At 67.0% G+C, this 18,930-nt stretch carries 18 protein-coding genes; 8 read left to right on the forward strand and 10 right to left on the reverse strand.

Features of this window, described 5'->3' with window-relative positions; genetic code table 11:
* Positions 1–20 precede the first annotated feature (20 nt).
* The 3 genes from ACGLHS_RS13210 to ACGLHS_RS13220 all read left to right on the forward strand — a co-directional run bounded on the left by ACGLHS_RS13210 (position 21) and on the right by ACGLHS_RS13220 (position 4,415).
* Positions 21–1,685, forward strand: coding sequence for a ShlB/FhaC/HecB family hemolysin secretion/activation protein (locus ACGLHS_RS13210; RefSeq protein WP_394480271.1), 1,665 nt, complete (start codon positions 21–23; stop codon positions 1,683–1,685).
* 142 nt (positions 1,686–1,827) lie between these two features.
* A complete protein-coding gene (locus tag ACGLHS_RS13215; protein ID WP_394480273.1) occupies positions 1,828–2,919 on the forward strand; it encodes a glycosyltransferase family 2 protein in 1,092 nt (363 codons plus the stop codon).
* Entirely contained in the window at positions 2,913–4,415 is a 1,503-nt protein-coding gene (locus ACGLHS_RS13220) for an ArnT family glycosyltransferase (RefSeq protein WP_394480276.1), read from the forward strand. The genes ACGLHS_RS13215 and ACGLHS_RS13220 overlap by 7 nt, the downstream gene beginning before the upstream one ends.
* 88 nt (positions 4,416–4,503) lie before the next feature.
* Here ACGLHS_RS13220 and ACGLHS_RS13225 read toward each other — a convergent pair whose 3' ends face one another.
* A complete protein-coding gene (locus ACGLHS_RS13225; protein ID WP_394480278.1) occupies positions 4,504–6,876 on the reverse strand; it encodes a TonB-dependent receptor in 2,373 nt (790 codons plus the stop codon).
* Between the two features lie 313 nt (positions 6,877–7,189).
* Between ACGLHS_RS13225 and ACGLHS_RS13230 the strand changes: the two genes are divergently transcribed.
* Positions 7,190–7,318, forward strand: coding sequence for a hypothetical protein (locus tag ACGLHS_RS13230; RefSeq protein WP_256327328.1), 129 nt, complete (start codon positions 7,190–7,192; stop codon positions 7,316–7,318).
* Between the two features lie 49 nt (positions 7,319–7,367).
* Here ACGLHS_RS13230 and ACGLHS_RS13235 read toward each other — a convergent pair whose 3' ends face one another.
* Complete coding sequence (locus tag ACGLHS_RS13235) at positions 7,368–7,664, reverse strand: c-type cytochrome (protein WP_394480282.1); 297 nt, start codon at positions 7,662–7,664, stop codon at positions 7,368–7,370.
* A gap of 50 nt (positions 7,665–7,714) precedes the next feature.
* On the reverse strand, positions 7,715–8,158 hold the full coding sequence (locus ACGLHS_RS13240) for a DUF3592 domain-containing protein (protein WP_394480284.1): 444 nt from the start codon (positions 8,156–8,158) through the stop codon (positions 7,715–7,717).
* 206 nt (positions 8,159–8,364) lie between these two features.
* Here ACGLHS_RS13240 and ACGLHS_RS13245 point away from each other — a divergent pair, with 206 nt between their 5' ends.
* Positions 8,365–9,036, forward strand: coding sequence for a hypothetical protein (locus ACGLHS_RS13245; protein WP_093241520.1), 672 nt, complete (start codon positions 8,365–8,367; stop codon positions 9,034–9,036).
* Between the two features lie 75 nt (positions 9,037–9,111).
* Here ACGLHS_RS13245 and ACGLHS_RS13250 read toward each other — a convergent pair whose 3' ends face one another.
* From ACGLHS_RS13250 to ACGLHS_RS13265, 4 genes are read right to left on the reverse strand one after another with little or no spacing between them, the layout of a single operon-like run.
* On the reverse strand, positions 9,112–9,918 hold the full coding sequence (locus ACGLHS_RS13250; protein WP_394480288.1) for a PPK2 family polyphosphate kinase: 807 nt from the start codon (positions 9,916–9,918) through the stop codon (positions 9,112–9,114).
* Positions 9,919–9,962: 44 nt separating this feature from the next.
* Positions 9,963–10,406, reverse strand: coding sequence for an RNA-binding S4 domain-containing protein (locus ACGLHS_RS13255; RefSeq protein ID WP_394480291.1), 444 nt, complete (start codon positions 10,404–10,406; stop codon positions 9,963–9,965).
* Positions 10,407–10,409: 3 nt separating this feature from the next.
* The gene (locus ACGLHS_RS13260; protein WP_394480293.1) at positions 10,410–11,831 is read right to left on the reverse strand and encodes a sensor histidine kinase; all 1,422 of its coding nucleotides are present in this window, start codon (positions 11,829–11,831) and stop codon (positions 10,410–10,412) included.
* Entirely contained in the window at positions 11,828–12,511 is a 684-nt protein-coding gene (locus ACGLHS_RS13265; protein ID WP_394480295.1) for a response regulator, read from the reverse strand. Before ACGLHS_RS13265 ends, ACGLHS_RS13260 begins: the two co-directional genes overlap by 4 nt.
* Positions 12,512–12,647: 136 nt before the next feature.
* Here ACGLHS_RS13265 and ACGLHS_RS13270 point away from each other — a divergent pair, with 136 nt between their 5' ends.
* The 3 genes from ACGLHS_RS13270 (at position 12,648) to ACGLHS_RS13280 (ending at position 15,805) form a co-directional block, all read left to right on the forward strand.
* Positions 12,648–13,607 (forward strand): tripartite tricarboxylate transporter substrate binding protein, encoded by a 960-nt coding sequence (locus tag ACGLHS_RS13270; protein ID WP_093241507.1) that lies wholly within the window; start codon positions 12,648–12,650, stop codon positions 13,605–13,607.
* 139 nt (positions 13,608–13,746) lie between these two features.
* Positions 13,747–14,283, forward strand: a complete 537-nt coding sequence (locus ACGLHS_RS13275) for a tripartite tricarboxylate transporter TctB family protein (RefSeq protein WP_394480298.1) — start codon at positions 13,747–13,749, stop codon at positions 14,281–14,283.
* Position 14,284: 1 nt separating this feature from the next.
* Positions 14,285–15,805 (forward strand): tripartite tricarboxylate transporter permease, encoded by a 1,521-nt coding sequence (locus ACGLHS_RS13280; protein ID WP_093241502.1) that lies wholly within the window; start codon positions 14,285–14,287, stop codon positions 15,803–15,805.
* A gap of 108 nt (positions 15,806–15,913) precedes the next feature.
* Here the strand turns inward: ACGLHS_RS13280 and ACGLHS_RS13285 are convergent, their stop codons facing one another.
* The 3 genes from ACGLHS_RS13285 to folE2 are packed head-to-tail and all read right to left on the reverse strand — an operon-like array spanning position 15,914 to position 18,832.
* Positions 15,914–17,314, reverse strand: coding sequence for a dihydroorotase (locus tag ACGLHS_RS13285; protein WP_394481440.1), 1,401 nt, complete (start codon positions 17,312–17,314; stop codon positions 15,914–15,916).
* A 40-nt stretch (positions 17,315–17,354) separates the two neighbouring features.
* Positions 17,355–17,915: a carbonate dehydratase gene (locus ACGLHS_RS13290; RefSeq protein WP_093241497.1), complete on the reverse strand. Its 561-nt coding sequence runs from the start codon at positions 17,913–17,915 to the stop codon at positions 17,355–17,357.
* Positions 17,912–18,832 (reverse strand): GTP cyclohydrolase FolE2, encoded by a 921-nt coding sequence (folE2, locus tag ACGLHS_RS13295; protein ID WP_394480301.1) that lies wholly within the window; start codon positions 18,830–18,832, stop codon positions 17,912–17,914. Before folE2 ends, ACGLHS_RS13290 begins: the two co-directional genes overlap by 4 nt.
* Positions 18,833–18,930: the final 98 nt, after the last annotated feature.

An 18,930-nucleotide genomic window follows, 5' to 3' on the forward strand; every position in this document is an offset into this window, starting at 1 on the left:
CTTTCGCGAGACACGCCCTGATGCCTTCCATGTTCCGCGCCTGCCGTCTTCCGCAGGCCCTGTTGTCCAGCGCGCTGGCGCTTGCCGCAGCGCAAGCCTTCGCCGCACCGCCCGATGCGGGCCAGATCCTGCAGGAGCCGCGCGGCCCGGTGCCGTTGCCGCCTGCGCCGGCACCCACGCTGTCGGTTGCAGACCCTGTCGCCGGCCGGGTGCCTGAAGGCGGTCCGCGCGTGGCGCTGCTCGCCATCCGTTTCAGCGGCAACACGGCCTTCACCACCGATGCTCTTCAGCGTCTCGTGGCCGACGCCGTGGGCAAGGAGCTGAGCTTTGCCGAACTCACCGGGCTGGCCGAACGCGTCACCCGCCACTACCGGGAAGCCGGCTACCTTGTCGCGCGTGCCTACCTGCCGGCACAGGAGGTCAAGGGCGGCGTGCTCGACATCGCCGTGCTCGAAGGCACGCTGGGCCAGGTCGAACTGCGCAACGCAGCGGGGCTCGAAGCTTCGGCGCTGGCGCCGCTGCAGCGCCTGCCGCTGCAGTCGGCCGTGCAGGAACAGACGTTGCAGCGCAGCCTGCTGGCGCTGGCCGACCTGCCCGGCGTGGCAGTCCAGTCCACCCTGCGGCCGGGCACGGCGGTCGGTGCATCGGACCTGCTGGTCGAGGTGCAGAAGACCCGCTCGTTCCAGGGCAGCGTCGACCTCGACAACTACGGCAGCGTCTACACCGGCCAGTACCGCGTGGGCACCAGCCTGTACTGGAACAACCCGCTCGACCGCGGCGACCAGCTCAGCCTGCGGCTGCAGGCCAGCGACGCGCGGCTGCACTACGAGCGCATCGGCTACCAGTTGCCGCTGGGCGAGTGGGGCACGCGGGTGGGCGTGGCGTACTCGAACATGCACTACCGGCTGGGCAAGAATTTCGAGGCGCTCGACGCGGACGGCAGCGCCCGCATCGCCAGCATCTACCTGCGCCAGCCCTTGCTGCGCAGCCAGACGGCAAACTGGTACGCGCAACTGCAGTTCGACGACAAGACCCTGCGCGACACCGTGGGCCGCACCGCGACCACGACGAAGAGCGATCTGCGCAACGTCGTGCTCGGCCTCAATGGCGACTGGCAGGACGACGTGGGCGGTGGCGCGCGCAACGCGCTGGCGCTGAACCTCACGACGGGGCGGCTCCAGCTCGACGCGGACAGCCTGCTGCAGGACGCGGCGAGTGCAAAGAGCGCGGGCAGCTTCAGCAAGTCCAATTACCAGCTGCAACGCCTGCAGGCACTGACGCCGGGGCTCGCGCTGGCGCTGAACCTGAGCGGTCAGCAGGCGAATCGGAACCTCGCGTCGGCGGAGAAGTTCAGCCTGGGCGGCAGCCAGGGCGTGCGCGCCTATGCGCAGGGCGAAGCGAACGGGGACGAAGGCTGGCTGGCCACGGCGGAACTGCGCTGGCAGGCCGCACCGGGGTGGCAGGTGCTGGCCTTTCATGACTCGGGTTCGGTGAAGACCAACCGCCGCCCCTGGACCCGCGACAGCAATCGCCGTCACCTCGAAGGCGCGGGGATGGGCGTGCTCTGGAGCACGGAGCGGCTGAGCTTTTCGTTCACCGCGGCGTGGCCGATGGGGCGTGATGCGGCCCAGCCCGATATGAACCGCGGGCCGCGCCTGTGGGGTCAACTCGCCGCCATGTTCTGAATCTGCCGCTGGTCGAGCCGCCGGCTGCTGCCCAACTTCCACAGGCGCAGCGCGATGACATATTCGTCATGTTCACGACGGATGACTGTCAGTTGCCTTTCCTAGAGTCGCGTCGCTCCCTATCGACGCCGTTCCGCATACCGTGACTGGCGTGCAAATGGCGGATCGGGGGCCATCGATGCCGTCCCGGTATCGCAGCGCCTCCCGGACTTCAATGAACCTGCTCTCATCGCAACTGCTTCGGTCGTCGGGTGGCCCGCAGCCGTCGGTCTCGCTCAGTGTCGTGGTGCCTGTCTTCAACGAACAGGCGGTGCTCGCCGAGTTCCATCGGCGATTGCGTCGTGTGCTCGAAGGCATCGGCTTGCCGTATGAAGTGGTGTATGTCGATGACGGCAGCGACGACGATACGCCGCGTTTGCTGCAACAGCTGCACGCGAGCCATCCGGAGATCGCATATGCACGCCTGACCCGCAATTTCGGCAAGGAAGCCGCCATGAGCGCCGGCTTGGAACTGGCCAGGGGCAGGGCGGTCGTCGTCATCGATGCCGACCTGCAGGACCCGCCCGAGCTGATTCCCCTCATGGTGGAGGCATGGCAGGACGGCTTCGATGTCGTCAACATGCGCCGCCGCAGCCAGGACGGGGTGTCCTGGCTGCGGCGCGGCATTGCCAGGGCCTTCTATCGTTTCATCGAACGCATCAGCGAGGTGTCGATTCCTCGCGATGTGGGCGACTTCCGCTTGCTGAGCCGCCGTGCAGTGGACGCGTTGAACCGGCTTCCGGAGCGCGGGCGCTTCATGAAGGGCTTGTTCGCGTGGATCGGATTTCCGCAGACGACCCTCGACTTCGACCGCGATGCGCGCGCGGCCGGCACCACCAAATGGCCTTTCCTCAAATTGGTCGGTCTTGCTGTCGAAGGCGTCACTTCGTTTTCGGCCATGCCGCTGAGGCTCGCCACCTGGCTCGGACTGGCCACTGCTGGTGGCGCCTTCGCCTATGCCTTCTACTTTTTCGTCAAGGCCCTGATCGTGGGCGACTCGGTGCACGGGTTTCCTACCCTCATCGTGAGCCTGCTTTTTCTTGGCGGGCTGCAACTGCTCTGCATCGGTGTGCTGGGCGAGTACGTCGCGCGAATCTTCACCGAGGCGAAGCATCGCCCGATCTTTCTCATCGATGTCTTCCTGCCGGCGAAAGCACCGAAGATGGACAGCCACATCGCCAGCAGCCCGTGCTGACCCCGGTCGTCCGTGCCTGGCGCGTCGCACGCCTGTCTCTCGGCGGCGGTGTCGCCGGCCTGCTGGTCGTGCTGGCCTTGCTGCGCCTTGCATCGCTGGGTGCCTATCCGTTGATGGACACGACCGAGGGGCGCTATGGCGAGATCGCGCGCCGGATGGTCGAATCCGGCGACTGGATCACGCCTTGGATCGCGGACGGCGTGCCGTTCTGGGGCAAGCCGCCGCTGTCGTTCTGGCTGTCCGCCGGCAGCATGCGGGTGTTCGGCATCGACGAGTTCGCGGTCCGGCTGCCGTATTTCCTGATGGCCGTGGCGATTGTGCTGCTGGCCTTCGACTGGGCTCGCCGCACCGGCATGCGTCGCGCCATCTACGTGCTGCCTGTTCTTGGAAGCACTGTTCTTTTCTGGGTATCCGCCGGGGCCGTGATGACCGACATGGTGCTGTGCTTGGGCGTGCTGCTGTCGACGCGCAGCTTCTGGCTGGCATTGCACGGATTGTCCGAAGACAGGCGGCGCGAAAGCTGGCTGTTCTTTGTCGGGCTCTGGATCTCTGCCCTGGCAAAGGGGCCGGTGGGGTGGGTGCTGGTGCTTCTGCCGCTCGGGGCCTGGTCCTTGTGGACGGGCAATGTCCGGCTCGCATGGCGCGCGATGCCATGGCTGCGAGGTGGCCTCCTGCTGCTCGCCGCCGTTGCTCCGTGGTATTTGCTGGCCGAGTGGAAGACGCCGGGATTCCTGTCGTATTTCTTCGTCGGCGAGCATTGGAGCCGCTTCGTGGTGGCCGGTTGGCAGGGCGATCGCTACGGTTCGGCGCATGCCTTTCCGCGCGGAACCATCTGGCTCTTCGGCCTGATCGCCAGCTTGCCGTGGAGCATCGTGTTGCCGTGGGTCGTATGGCGGGCGAGAAGGCAGGGGCGGTCCGTTGCGCAACAACATGGGCGCGAGTCGGCGCAGCGTTCCTTTGGCCTCTACTTGTTGATGTGCGGTATGGCGTCGTGCGTCGTCTTCACCGCGGCCGGCAACACCCTCTGGACCTATGTGCTCCCCGGCCTGCCGCCCATGGCACTGTGGGCCGCGCGGTACCTTGGCAGCCTTGATGCGCGGCTCGCGCGGCGGGCATTGTTGGCCGGTACGCTGGCCAGTACCACGCTGCTCGGCGCAGGACTGACGGCACTGACTCTGGGTGGCCGCGCCGACAGCGAGTCGGCGAAAGCGGTGGTGCAACTCCACGCCGCGCAACGGCGTCCCGACGTTCCGTTGGCATTCATGCAGGCGCACATGCTCTCGGCGTCTTTCTATTCGAGCGGGCGTGCGCTGCAGATTCCAGATGTCCGGCAACTGGCCACTGTGCTTGGCGAGCCATCGCCAGCCCCCTTGTTCATTGCGGTGCCGCTTTCCGTTCTGCCGCGCCTGCCGCCGCTTTATATGCATGGCCTGCGGACCGTGGGCGATGCGGGAGCGTATCGCCTGTTCCTGCGAGAGGGCGTATCCGGCGGCTGATGCCGCCGGGCAAAAAAATACCCGCCGAAGCGGGTATCGCGAAGAGCGGGCGAAGGTACCGCAAAGGCGCGGTACCCGTCCGGCTTCATCAGAAGCTGAAGCTGCCCGTCAACGAGGCCGAGCGGCCTGCGCCCACGGTCGCGTAGTGCGATGCGTACGCCTTGTCGAAGTAGTACTTGTTGGTCAGGTTCTGGATGTTCAGTTGCAGGCTGAAGTTCTTGTTGACCACGTAGCTCACCATGGCGTCGTACTTCACGTACGACGGAATCCACTTGGTGTTGTTGACGTTGCCGTACTGCTTGCCCATGTACGTGGCGCCGCCGCCGATCGTCAGGCCCGGCATGATGGTGTAGGTGGTCCACAGCGTCGCGCTGTTCTTCGGCGTGTTCGGGAAGAAGTTGCCGTTGAAAGGCGAGGGCGTGCCCGTTGCCGTGTAGCCGTTGTCGGTGAGCTTGGCGTTCAGGTGCGTGAAGCCGCCGAAGACCTGCCAGTCGCGCGTGATGCTGCCGGCCACGCCGAACTCGATGCCTTGCACGCGCTTCTTGCCGACGTTCTGCGTCGAGCCGTCCGCGGCGGTGGTGCGGGCATTGTTCATGTCCGTGCGGAAGATCGCCGAGGTCAGCACGAGGCGGCGGTCCAGCACTTCCCACTTGGTGCCGATCTCGAAGCTGCGGCTGTCTTGCGGCTTCAGGTTGCGGATGGCGGCGGAAATGCCGTCAGCGCCGTCGCCACCGTCGGTGCCGGGCGGCGTCGACGAGGTGCCGTAGGACACGTAGATGCTGCCGTTGGGCGCCGGCTTGTAGACCGCGCCGACCTGGTAGTTCAGGAACGAGGCCTTGTTAGCCAGTTCGATGCCGGGCACGAGACCACGGGATGCGACATCCACGTTGGTCGATCCGCTGGCGGCGAGGCTCGGTACTGCGGCCGTGATCTTTGTCGTGAAGGGGTTGAAGTAAGCCGGCGTGACTGCATTCGTCCTGTAGTCGTCCCAGCGCAGGCCCAGGTTCAGCGACCACTGCGGGTTGAACTCGATCGTGTCGAAGGCGTAGATCGAGGTGGTTTTGGTCTTGACCTCGGTCACGGCTGGCGAGCGCACGATGCCGCCCATCCACGGGTCGTAAGGCGTCGGGCTGTAGGCCGAGGTGCAGTTGAAGTCGCTGCGGATGCCCGAACCCACGGCGCAGTTCAGCGCGCCGGCGGGTGCGCCGGGGACCGTTGCTCTCGGGTAGCTCTCGAAGCCCGTGCGGGCGTTCTGCAGGAACAGGTAGCTGGCCTTGGTCGTGGCTTCCTTGCCGATCTCCAGGCCCGCCACATAGGTGTGCTTGATGCCGGCGGCTTCGAACTTGCCCGACAGGCTGGTCTGGTTGACCAGCGATTCGGAGTCCGACACGCGGCTGTTGGGCCGGCGCCAGACCGTGCCGTTCAGCAGGAAGTTGCCACGGCTGTCGTCGGGCTGCGTCCAGATGTAGTCGTTGCCCGACTTGCTGGAGCGCGTGACGTTGCGCAGCACCAGGCCGCCGCCGAAGTCGTGCTTCACGTCGACCGTGCCGGCATCGACCTTGGTGCGCTGGTAGTCGCGGTTGACCACGCCGTAGTAGGTGCCGCGCGGCACCACGATCGGCTGGCCGTCGCCGTTGCGCAGTTGGTTGACGCCGGAGGTGAACGGGTTGTTGTACGGAATGCCCGAATCGGGCAGGTCGTTGGTCTCGTAGTGGTAGTAGCTCAGCGTGACCTGGGTCGGCGTGCCGAGGCCGAAGGTGACGCTCGGCGCCACGCCCCAGCGCTTGACGTTGACCGGGCCGCGGCCGGCGACGTCCGACTTGAAGTTCATCACGTTCAGGCGGGCGGCGATCGTGTCGGACAGCTTGCGGTTGATGTCCAGCGTCTCGCGCTGGTACGAGTCGGTGCCCAGGCCGATGCTGCCGCTGAAGAAGTTTTCAGCTTGCGGCGTCTTGCTGATGATGTTGACCGAGCCGCCGGCCGAGCCACGGCCGCCGAACGCGGAGCTGGGGCCCTTGACGACCTCGACCGACTCCACGTTGAAGATTTCGCGCGTCTGCGCGGCGCCGTCGCGCACGCCGTCCACGTAGGTGTCGCTTTGCGAGTCGAAGCCGCGGATGAAGGGGCGGTCGCCGACGGGGTTGCCGCCTTCGCCTGCACCGAAGGTGATGCCGGGCGTGGTGCGCAGCGCGTCGACCAGCGTGGTCGCGCCGGTCTGGCGGATGACTTCCTGGGGAATGACCGTGACCGACTTGGGCGTGTCCAGCAGCGGGGCGGTGAATTTCGGGGAGGCGGACTTTTCGACCTTGTAGTCGGTCGTGGCTTCGACGCGGACTTCGTTCAGCGTGCTTTGCGCCTGGGCCGACATGGAGGCGCCGAGCGCAACCAAGGTGGCAGTGGTGGCCGCGCGGCCAGGAATGTAACGCGCAGGCGAATGCTTGCGGCTCTTGATGTACGCCATGAATGCTCCAGAAGACAGGATGAGGTCGTGAACCTCTTGAATGGCTGTCCGGCGCGGAGCTCGGAGTGGCTAGAGGCGTGGCCGTGGGGCCAGACGACACGGAATGATAATGACTAGCATCTGACTTGCTCTCTGATTTTTGAGAACTTTACAATTCAGACGCAAAAAAACTGGAACCAAACATCCAAATTAAGACAGCAAGCGCTACTTGTTTGCCATTGCCGCAGGGATGCGAACCTTCTTTTGCGATTGACAACATCCTGGCCGCACGCGCATCGTCGGCGCCCGAACTACCTGCAAAGCGAGGGCCTCCATGACACACAACGATGTGCGCCGTTCGAGAACCCGGGCCAGCGCCCCGCGCCTTCCCTACGACGGCATCGCGCTGTTCGCCGTGCTGGTTTCGCTCGGTTCCTGGCTGTTCTTCTGGTTCGGGGACTGAGCCGGCAGTGACTGACGCGCCACGGTGACGAGCCGGTTGCCGGCCCGGTTCAACCCGGCGATGGCTGCGACAGCACCCAATGCGCCAGGGCCTGCGCGTCGGCAGGCGAGACCTGCGTTTGCCGCGGCATGATGACCCGCCCCCACGTGCCGACACTGCCATCGCGGATCTTGTCGGCGAGCCGTGCGGGCGCTTCGGCGTCTTTCCGGTAACGCTGCGCGATCTGCGCAAAGCCCGGCCCCACCTGCTTGTGGACCAGGCCGTGGCAGGCCATGCAGCCGTTCTTTCTGGCCAGTGCCTCGGGTGCAACCTGGGCCGTGGCCGAGAGCGAGAACGCAGCGAGCATTGCCGCGATTGCGATGAAGTGCCCCTGAAAGCGTGGGAACTGCGCCGCCATCACGCAACCCCCGTCTTTTCGTTTTGCCCGATCTTCCTGAGGAGCCATGCGAAGCCGAGGAACACGGCACCGATGACACCCGCGATGGCCGCGCCGCCCCACAGTTCGAACAGGTCATTGAGCAGTGCATTGTTCGGGTTCGATGGCTGATAGAACACATCGACCTTCTCGCCGATCTCGTAGCCCGGCGAGCCGCTGCTGCTCGAAGTCGTGAAATCGACGATCGCGCCCGACGGCAGCCGGAACTGAACGACCGGCCGCCACGTGCCGTCGGTGTTGTTCTTGTTGGTGCTGCGCACGTGCTGTAGATCGGTCACCTGGCCCTGCACCGGCTGGGCCGATGCAATGAAGGCCACCCGCTGGTAGAGCAGCACGGCGCACAGCGCGAGCAGCGCAATGCCGATGAGTCCGAAAAGGAATTTGGCGAGGGTCTCGAACTTCATGCGGCAGGCTTCGGCACTTTCTTTTCTTGTCCGAGGCCGCAGGGCGCGGCCGGCCGCCGCATCGTCGCATGGCTTTGCTGGAGGGCCTGAAACAGCCTCCGTTCGCGCCAACGCGGGCCGTCGTGCATTCGCGACAAGGCGATTCAAGAGTAACTATATGTATGGTTAAATCCCCGCAACTATCGCGAAGAAGACGAGGGAATTCCATGAAGCTGATGCTGAGCGTTGCGTTCGCCGCCATGGCGCTGGTGGGCTGTGCAAGCACGCAGCCACCGACCGAACCCGGCACGGGCTCCGGCAAGTCCTACGTGCCCATGGTCGCGATGCAAGGCGTCGACAAGGTCCGCTACGACAACGACGTGGCCGAATGCCGGGTCGCGGCGAACCGCATCGAGGCTCGCAGTGACACCAACGATGGCGGCTGGGCTGCATTGGGCCTCGGCCTCGTGACCTGGTACAGCCGTGGCCTGGCCACGGGTGCCGCGGTGGCCGGCATCGGCGCTTCGATTGCCGACTGGGTCGGCCGCCCGCCGGACAGCGTGATCGCCGAGCACCAGCAGATCGCGATCGTGCATTGCATGGCCAAGCGCGGCTACCGCAACCTCGACCCGAACGTGCGGGACACCTTCTACGCGCACAACAACTTCGACCCCGCCGCCGTCACGGCCAAGCCGCGCCGCACCGGCGTCGACACGTACAACGTCGAGACCCTGGCCAAGGCCGGCCGCTGCAACCTGCAGCCGCGCGCCGAGCTCACGGCCAAGGGGCCGGGCTTCGAAAACTACAACGTGCCTTGCGACAACGGCGGCACCTGGGCCGTGCGCTGCGAATTCGGCAAGTGCCGCGTGCTGGCGCAGGCGGTAATTCGCCGCTCGTGAACTGAGTGAATCAGCGACGCCGCGTCTTCACGCACTTCGCGTCGCTTTCACCGGGCCGGGTCACCCGCGCCGGGCTCACTTGACGATCATTCCCTTCAGCGCCGGGTCTGGCGGCGGCGCCTTGAGCTTCATCTGCCGCAGAGTCTTCACGAGCAACTGCGCAACCATCACATTGCGATGCCGCTTGCTGTTGGCGGGCACCACGTGCCAGGGTGCGTGGTCGGTCGACGTCGCGCCGAGCGCGTTCTGGTACGCCTGCTGGTAGGCGCTCCACTTGGTGCGCACCTCCAGGTCGTCCATGCTGAACTTCCATTGCTTGCCCGGCGTGTCGATGCGGGCCTGCAGGCGTTCGCGCTGCTCGTCCTTGTCGATGTGCAGCATGCACTTGACGATCACCGTGCCGGTCTCGGTCAGCAGCCGCTCGAAGTCGTTGATCTGCGCATAGCGGCGCTTGGCCTCGGCCTTGTCGATCCAGCCTTCGACCACGGGCACCAGCACGTCTTCGTAGTGGCTGCGGTTCCACACCATGATCTCGCCGGTGCGCGGCACCGCGGCATGGCAGCGCCAGAGGTAGTCGTGCGCGCGCTCCAGGTCGTTGGGTGCCTTGAAGGCCGTCACGCGCACGCCCAGCGGCGAAGTCCGCGAGAACACCCAGCGCACCGTGCCGTCCTTGCCGCTGGTGTCCATGCCCTGCAGCACCAGCAGCAGCTTGCGCCGGCCTTCGGCGTGCAGCAGGTCCTGCAGTTCATCGAGTTCGACGGCCAGTGCGTCGACCTCCGCACGCTGCGATGCCTCGTCGCCCTGGCAGAAAGGCGTGTCGTCAGGATCGATGTGCGAGAGCTTGAACTTGCTGCCGACGCGGTACTTCTTGAAGCTGGCCATGTCCCGGATCTCCGTGAGAAAGGAAAGCCGACAGCGTACGCGAATCAGCGATCGGCTTCGTCAGGGTCGAGCGATGCGCTCCAGCGGTTGTCCCATTCGGCATGGCGCACCGCGCCATCGAGGTCGCGCCGGTCGCGCTTGGTCGGGCGGCCTTGTTCGATGGCCAGCGCCGGTTCGCTGCCCATGCGGCGCTGCTCGCGAATGGCGGCCTGCGCCGCGATGCTCTCGGCGGTTTCTTCATAGAGCAGTTGGGCGACGGGTGCCGGCCCGCGCTGGGCGCTGATGCCGCGCACCGTCACGGTCCGCGTCTGCACGCCCTGGCGCATCGTCACCGTGTCGCCGGCCTTGACCTCGCGCGAGGCCTTGGCGATGTCGCCGTTCACCTGCACGCGGTTCTTGCCGATCTCCTCCGCGGCCAGCGAGCGCGTCTTGAAGAAGCGGGCGGCCCAGAGCCATTTGTCGATGCGCAGACGTTCCAGAGGTTCCATAGATCAGGAATTGTGCCGCCAGAGCGGCAGGTGCACCACGGCATCGAGCCCGATGACCCGCGCGGCGTTGTCCGGCGCCGTGCGGTTGTCCAGGCTGATGCGTCCGTTCAGCGCCAGGACGATCTCGCGGCAGATCGCCAGCCCCAGGCCCGAACCGCTCGACGTGCTGCCGGCCGAGAAGGGCGCGAACAGCCGCTGGCGCAGCTCGGGCGAGATGCCGGGGCCGCCGTCGCGCACGGTGAGCACCGCGTCGTCGCCCACGGGGCGCACCGAGATCGACAGCGCCGCGCCCGTGGGGCTGAGCTTGATCGCGTTGTGCAGCAGGTTGCGCGTGAGTTCCTGCAGCATCCACTGGTGCGCGCGCACTGTCACCGGCTCGTCGATCGCCAGCTCGAAATCGAGCGCCTTGTCGGCCACCAGCGGCGACAGGTCGAGCGCGATGTGGCGCACCACCTCGCCCAGGTCGAGCGCCACCGACTCCGGCTGCTGGCGCAACTGCTCGACCTTGGCGAGCGACAGCATCTGGTTGGCGAGCATGGTGGCGCGCTCGACCGTCTGGCTGATCTCGCGGAATGCCTGCTCGGGCGCGACGTCGCCGCGCCGCGCCGACTGCACCTGCGCCTTGAGCACCGCCAGCGGCGTGCGCAACTGGTGGGCGCTGTCGCGCACAAAGCGCTTCTGGTGATCGAGCAGCCGCTGCAGCCGCCCCATGACCTCGGTGGTGGCGTCGATCAGCGGGCGCAACTCGCGCGGCGCATCGGGCGCGTCGATGGGCGAAAGATCGTCGGCCGCGCGCTTGCCGATGGCTTCGCCCAGCTCGCGCACCGGCCGGGTGGCGCGCTGCACCACGAACACCGTCACCAGCGCGATCACGCCCATCAGCAGCAGTTGCCGCCACAGCGTGTCGACCAGCAGCTTGCGCGCCAGCGTTTCGCGGATCTCCAGCGTCTCGGCCACCTGCACCACGGCCATGCCGCGCCCGCGCGCGCTGGACACGGGCTGCAGCAGCACCGCCACCCGCACCGGCTGGTTGCGGAACTGCGCGTCGTAGAAATCGACCAGCGCCGCGTAGGCGCTGCGGTCCGGGATGCGGCCGCGCCAGAACGGCAGCTCGGCAAAGCCCGAGATCATTTCGCCGTCGAGCGCCGAGACCCGGTAGAACAGGCGGCTGCGGTTGTCGGCCTCGAAGGCTTCGAGCGCGGAGTAGGGCACGATCGCGCGCAGGTGCGCCAGCTCGTCGTAGCCCTCCACGTCGAGCTGCTCGCCGATGGTCTTGGCCGAGGCGAGCAGCGTGCGGTCGTAGGCCGTGGTGGCCGCCGCCAAACTTTGGCGGTACAGGCTCACGCTGTTGATCACGATGAACACCGCAATCGGCGCGAGGATGCCCAGCAGCAGCCGCGCGCGAAGCGACAGGATGCGGGTCATGCTTCCGGTCGCACCAGGTAGCCGAGCCCGCGCATCGTCATCAGCACGGCCCCGGTGCCCGCGAGCTTCTTGCGCAGGCGATACACCACCACCTCGATGGCCTCGTACTGCACCTCGGTCTCGCCCGGAAACACCAGCTCGAACAGGCGTTCCTTGGTGACCGCATGGCCCGGTTTCATCATCAGCGCCTTCAGCAGCGCCAGCTCGCGCGGCGTGAGTTCGAGCAGCTCGGCGCGGTTGTAGATGGCGCCGTTGTCGGGCTCGAAGCGCAGCCCGCCGATCTCCTGCGGGTTGAGCCCGGCGTCCGGCCCGATCGCGCTGTGGCTGCGGCGGCGCAGCGCGCGGATGCGGGCTTCGAGTTCGTCCAGGTCGAAGGGCTTGGGCAGGTAGTCGTCGGCGCCGGCATTCAGGCCGACGATGCGGTCGCCCACCGTGCCGCGCGCGGTCAGCAGCAGCACCGGCGTGCGCAGCCCTTCCGAGCGGGCCTGGGCCAGCACCTGCAGGCCGTCGAGGTTGGGCAGGCTCAGGTCGAGCGCCACCACGTCGGGCTCGATGGCGCGCCACTGGGCGACCGCCTCGGCCCCGTCACCGCAGACGCGCACGTCGATCCGCCGGCGCCCCAGCGTGCGCTGCAGGGTGATTTGCATCGAGGGGTCGTCTTCGACCAGCAGCAGCTTCATACGGTGGCGGCAGGGGTGTGTACTTTGGTGTTTTCCCCAGTCTGGCGGACAGCCAACTGACAGCGGGGCGGCGCATGATAGCGCTCAGGTTCAAGTCAGGTTCCTTTCAAGTTCCTTCCAGTTTCAGGAGACAACAATGCGTCGCGACACCTTTTTGAAGTCATTGGCCGCACTGGCCGCCGCCGGGGCGCTGCCGCTGTCGGCCCGGGCCGCCGCCAACGTCAAGATGATGATTCCCGCCAACCCGGGCGGCGGCTGGGACACCACCGGCCGCGCGCTGGGCAAGGCGCTGAACGACGCCAAGGTGGCCGACACCGTCACTTATGACAACAAGGGCGGCGCCGCCGGCGCGCTGGGCCTGGCCCAGTTCGTGAACGGTTCCAAGGGCGACGCCAACGCGCTCATGGTGATGGGCTCGGTCATGCTGGGCGGCATCATCACCGGCAAGCCGCCGGTCAAGCTCGAGCAGGCCACGCCCATCGCGCGCCTGACCACCGAATACAACGTGTTCGTGCTGCCATCCAACTCGCCTTTCAAGACCATGAAGGACGTGATCGACCAGCTCAAGAAAGATCCGGGCAGCGTCAAGTGGGGCGGCGGTTCGCGCGGTGCCACCGAGCACATCGCCGCGGCCATGATCGCGCAGAAGGTCGGCGCCGATCCGTCCAAGATCAACTACGTGGCCTTCCGTGGCGGCGGTGAAGCCACGGCCGCCATCCTGGGTGGCAACGTCACCATCGGCGGCAGCGGCTACAGCGAATTCGCCGAATACATCGCCGCCGGCAAGATGAAGGCCATTGCCGTCACCTCCGGCCAGCGCCTGCCGGGCATCAACGTGCCGACCCTGAAAGAGCAGGGCATCGACGTCGAGATCGGCAACTGGCGCGGCGTGTACGGTGCGCCCGGCATCTCGGCCGAGCAGCGCAAGGCGCTGACCGACATGGTGCTGGCCGCCATGAAGAGCGCGTCGTGGGCCGAGTCGCTCAAGAAGAACGACTGGACGCCGGCCGTGCTGTCGGGCGACGCCTTCGCCAAGTTCGTCGACGACGACTTCGCCAGCCTGCGCGCCATCATGACCAAGTCCGGCATGGTTTGAATTGGGCTCGCCCCCAGGCTGCGCGCACTTCGTGTCGCTTCGCCAACCCCCTACCGGGGGCAACACCTGAGGCCCGGCAAAGCCGGTTCCTCGGTGTTTCCCGAGGGGGATCACCTTCCCCTGACTCCGGGAGCAAAAAATGACAACTCCAGATTCCTCGGCCTTGCCGCAACCCGCGGTCACGTGGCCGCAAACCCTGGTCGGCGCCGGCGTGCTGCTGACCGGCCTGGCGCTGGCCTTCGGCGCCATCGGCATTTCTTCCGAGGCCGGCTACGGCGGCGTCGGTCCCAACTTCCTGCCCTGGCTGGTGTCGGGCGTGCTCATGCTCTGCGGCGCATGGATCCTGTGGGAAGCGCGCACCGGCGGCTTTCGCGAGCTCGATGCGCCTTCGGGCGCCGCGCATGCCTACTGGCCCGGCTTCATCTGGGTCTCGGCGGGGCTGCTGCTCAATGCCGCGCTCATCACCACCCTGGGCTTCATCCTCAGCTGCACGCTGTGCTATGTGCTCGCGGTGCAGGGGCTGCGCCGCGCCAGCGGGCAGACGGGCGCGAACGCGCCGCGCACCTGGCTGACCGACTTCATCGCCGGCGCGCTGATCTCCGCGCCCGTGTTCTGGACATTCACGCAATTCCTGGCGATCAACCTGCCGGGCCTGACTTCCTCCGGCTGGTTCTGACATGGACATCTTCAACGCACTCATGGCGGGCTTCGCCACGGCGATCACCCCGATCAATCTGCTCTGGTGCCTCGTGGGCTGTGCCCTGGGCACCGCCGTCGGGGTGTTGCCCGGCATCGGCCCGGCGGTGGCCGTGGCGATGCTGCTGCCCATCACCGGCAAGGTCGACATCACGGCCTCGATGATCTTCTTCTCGGGCATCTACTACGGCGCCATGTACGGCGGCTCGACCACCTCGATCCTGCTGAACACGCCCGGCGAAACCGCCAGCATGGTGACCGCGATGGAGGGCAACAAGATGGCCAAGAGCGGAAGGGCGGGCGCAGCGCTTGCCACGTCCGCCATCGGCTCCTTCGTGGCCGGCACCATCGCCACCGTCATCGTCACGCTGTTCGCGCCGTTCGTGGCCGAGTTCGCGGTCAAGCTCGGCCCGCCTGAATATTTCCTCTTGATGCTGCTGGCCTTCACCACGGTGAGCGCGGTGCTCGGCAAGAGCACGCTGCGCGGCATGACGGCGCTGTTCGTCGGCCTGGCGGCCGGTTGCGTCGGCCTCGACCAGATCTCGGGCCAGGGCCGCTACACGGGCGGCGTGCCCGAGCTGCTCGACGGCATCGAGATCGTGCTGGTCGCGGTCGGCTTGTTTGCCGTGGCCGAAGTGCTCTACGCCGTGCTCTACGAGGGCCGGGTGGTCGAGGGCCAGAACAAGCTGAGCCGCGTGCACATGACCAAGCGCGACTGGAAGCGCTCGATTCCCGCATGGCTGCGCGGCACCGCCATCGGCACGCCGTTCGGCTGCATCCCGGCCGGCGGCACCGAGATCCCGACCTTCCTGAGCTATGCGATGGAAAAGAAGCTCGTGAAAGACCCCGAGGACAAGGCCGAGTTCGGCACCAAGGGCGCCATCGAAGGCGTGGCCGGCCCCGAGGCCGCCAACAACGCCACGGTGACGGCCGCGCTGATTCCGCTGCTCACGCTGGGCATTCCGACGTCGAACACCACGGCCATCCTGCTGGGCGCGTTCCAGAACTACGGCATCCAGCCGGGCCCGCAACTGTTCACCACCTCGGCCGCGCTGGTGTGGGCGCTGATCGCCTCGCTCTACATCGGCAACGTCATGCTGCTGGTGCTGAACCTGCCGATGGTCGGCCTGTGGGTCAAGCTGCTGAAGATTCCGAAGCCGCAGCTGTACGCCGGCATCCTGATCTTCGCGACGGTGGGTGCCTACGGCATGCGCCAGAGCGCGTTCGACCTGTTCCTGCTGTATGCCATCGGCCTGCTGGGCGTGGTGATGCGGCGCTTCGACTTCCCGACCGCGCCCGTGGTGGTCGGCATGATCCTCGGCCCGCTGGCCGAAGCGCAACTGCGCAACGCCATGTCGATCGGCGAAGGCAGCGCGGCGGTGTTCTTCCAGCGGCCGATGTCGATCACGCTGGTCGTCATCGTGGTGGCTGTGCTGGTGCTGCCCCGCGTGGCCAAGCGCATGAGCGAACGCAAGGTGGCGAGGCTCGCGGCTTCCACCTGACGACGGCAGCTTCCGGAACGAAGGGCGCGACGCGGAAAGGCATCGCGCCCTTTTTGCTTTTTCGACGCCAGAGTTTTTCGGGCCAATGGATGGATCGAATCGGTGTGTTCACCGGCTGTCGCCTGGATGCGGAGAGGGCTGCATCGGCATCGCTTGCCCCAGGAACCGCACGGGGCGCCCCGCCGGCGCGGCGGACAACTCGCCATCGCGCATCACGACCCTGCCGCGCACGACGGTGGCCATCGGCCAGCCGGTCACCCGCAGCCCGTCGTACGGCGTCCAGCCCACCACGCTGGCGATCCACCGGTTCGTGATTTCCCGGCGCGCCGCGAGGTCGACCAGCGTGAGGTCCGCGTCGAAGCCCACCGCGATGCGTCCTTTTCCCTCGATGCCGAAGACGCGGGCCGGCCCCGCGCTGGTCAGGTCCGCCAGCCGCTGCAAGCTCAGGCGGCCGTGGTGCACGTGATCGAGCATCACCGGCAGCAGTGTCTGCACACCCGTCATGCCGCTGGGCGAGCGCGGATAGGGCAGTGCTTTTTCCTCGCGCGTGTGGGATGCGTGATCGCTGCCGAGCACGTCGACCACGCCATTGCGGACCGCTTGCCAGAGCGCCTCCTGGTGGCGTGCGCGGCGGATCGGCGGATTCATCTGCGCCAACGTGCCCAGGCGTTCATAGCACTCGGGCGCGCTCAGCGTCAGATGGTGCGGCAGCACCTCGACGGTCACGCGCGCCTTGTGCTGCGCGAGAAACTCGATCTCTTCGGCCGACGAGATGTGCAGCAGATGAAGGCGTCGGCCGCTTTCCCGCGCCAGCGCCACGATGCGCCGGGTGGCGCGCAGCGCGCTTTCGATATCGCGCCAGACCGGGTGGTTGCGCACATGGCCCAGGGTCTCGGCGATGCTCCTGCGCTCGCGAAGGCGCGCCTCGTCCTCGGCATGCACCGCCATGCGCCGGTGGCCGTGGCGCAGGATGCGGCGCAGCACCGCGTCTTCATCGGCCAGCAGGTCGCCGAACGAGCTGCCCATGAAGACCTTGACGCCGGCGCAGCCCGGCAGCATTTCGAGCGACGCCAACTGCTCGGCGTTGACGCCGGAACCGCCGATGTAGAAGGCGTGGTCGCACCAGGCTTGCGCCTGTGCAATGGCGAGCTTGGCGTTCAGGTCGGCTTCGTGCAGCGTCAGCGGATGCGTGTTCGGCATCTCGAACACGGCGGTGACGCCACCGAGCACGGCGCCGCGCGTGCCCGCTTCGATGGTTTCCTTGTGCGTGAGGCCCGGCTCGCGGAAATGGACCTGGCTGTCGATCACGCCCGGAAGCACGTGCAGGCCCCGTGCATCGAGCGTTTCATCGGCGCTCCAGCCGGTGGCGTCGAGCGCCGCGATGCGGCCGTCCACGCAGGCGATGTCGGTCGTCTCCGCGCCGTTGGGCGTGAGGACCGTGCCGCCACGAACCAGCAATTCGGCGTGACGCGTGCGCAGGCGCAGGCGTTGCTGCGCATCGAGGGGCATGGCGCGGCGTTCTTCTCCCGCGCCGCAGAAGCGTTCGCGCTCAGAACTCATTCTGGATTCGCTTGTAGCCCTCGACCAGGCGGTTGTTGGTGCGCGCCACGTCCTCCGAGAACTCGGAAGCCCTCGCGGTGACCTTGGGGATGGTTGAAAGATCGGTCTTCGCGCCGATGCGCTCGGTCGACGGGACGTAGAAATCCGGCGGCAGATGGCAGTCGTCGAGCACCGCGTTGTGCCGCACCACGCAGCCGCGCGCGACGGTGCAGTTGAAGAGCACGCTGTTGAATCCGATGAAGACGCCGTCGCCCACGGTGCAGGGGCCATGCACGATGGCGCGGTGCGCGATCGAGGTCCGCTCGCCGATGGTCACGGCGGCGCCGGACTTGGAGTGGATGACCACGCCGTCCTGGATGTTCGAATGCGCGCCGATCACGATCGGGTCCATGTGGCCGTCCTCGTCGACCTCGTCGGCGCGGATCACCGCGTATGGGCCGATGAAGACGTTCTCGTGGACCACCACGCGGCCGCACAGGATGGCGGTGGGGTCGACAAAGGCGCTCGCATGGACCTGGGGCAGGTCGCCTCGTGGGTTGCGGCGGATCATGCAGACACCTCCCCGGCGGATGCGTTGGAAACCCGCGCGAAGGCATCGTGCGGATGCAGGCTCTCCAGGTGGCGCACGTCGATGCGCGTGACCGCGAAAGACCCGGCGAGCGCCGCCTGCAGCCTGCGCGCCGCGTCCTCGACGTACATGAGGTTCTGGCCGTTCAGCCGAGCGAAGGCCTGTTCGTCGGCACGTTTCACGGCCGCTTGTGCCGGCGTGCCGAGCGCGGCTTCCGCAAGGTCGATGAACCGCAGCAGGCCCAGGTCGGGCGCATCGTGCGGCAGGCGGACCCGGATGTCGGCAATGCTTCGCTGGCTGTGCGGCGTTGCCAGGGTCGCGTTGTCTTGCAGCCAGGTCAGGGCATCCGCTGTCGCCACGGTCTTGTGCGTGGCGAACTGTGCATCGAAAGCCTCCGCGATCAGTTGCCGGGACAGCGCGGCCGAGCAGGGGCAGGTGGAGGCGTAGGTGACGCGGACCTGCGCGTCGAGCGTGAAGCTTCCGTTACGCCAGAGGGCCTCCAGCCGCACCGGATAGGCGTTCCAGCCGTGAAGCCCCGGCGTGACGAGCGCGGGGCGCTTGCACAGGAGCTCGAACGACAGCACGAGGCGCGCACGTGCCGAGCCGCAGTCGGCGTGGCTCTCGACCATCGCCCGCAGCAGTTTTTGGAGCGAGGGCGCGCCCAGCTTCTGGCTTTCGGCGCTGTCGCACAGCAGGCGGTACAGGCGCGACATGTGGATGCCTTTGACCTGTGGGTCAGGCAGGTCGACTTCGACGTCGGCGCGCGCATGGACCGGGTGGCGCACGCCGGGATCGTCGGGCCAGACTGGCAGTTCGATACCCCGCATGCCGACTCCATCGAGCGGCAGGGGCATGGGGGAGGCTTCGGTCAGGGCAATGTCGGGTAGTCGCGCGGTCATGATGAGGTGTCGTCAATTAATGCAATTATGTTGCATTAATCGACGGCGGCGCAACGAAGCTCCTTTACCCGGATTCGCGCTGCTCGAGTGCGAGCGCG

It is taken from the genome of Variovorax sp. VaC1 (assembly GCF_043658315.1).
Lineage (GTDB): Bacteria > Pseudomonadota > Gammaproteobacteria > Burkholderiales > Burkholderiaceae_C > Variovorax.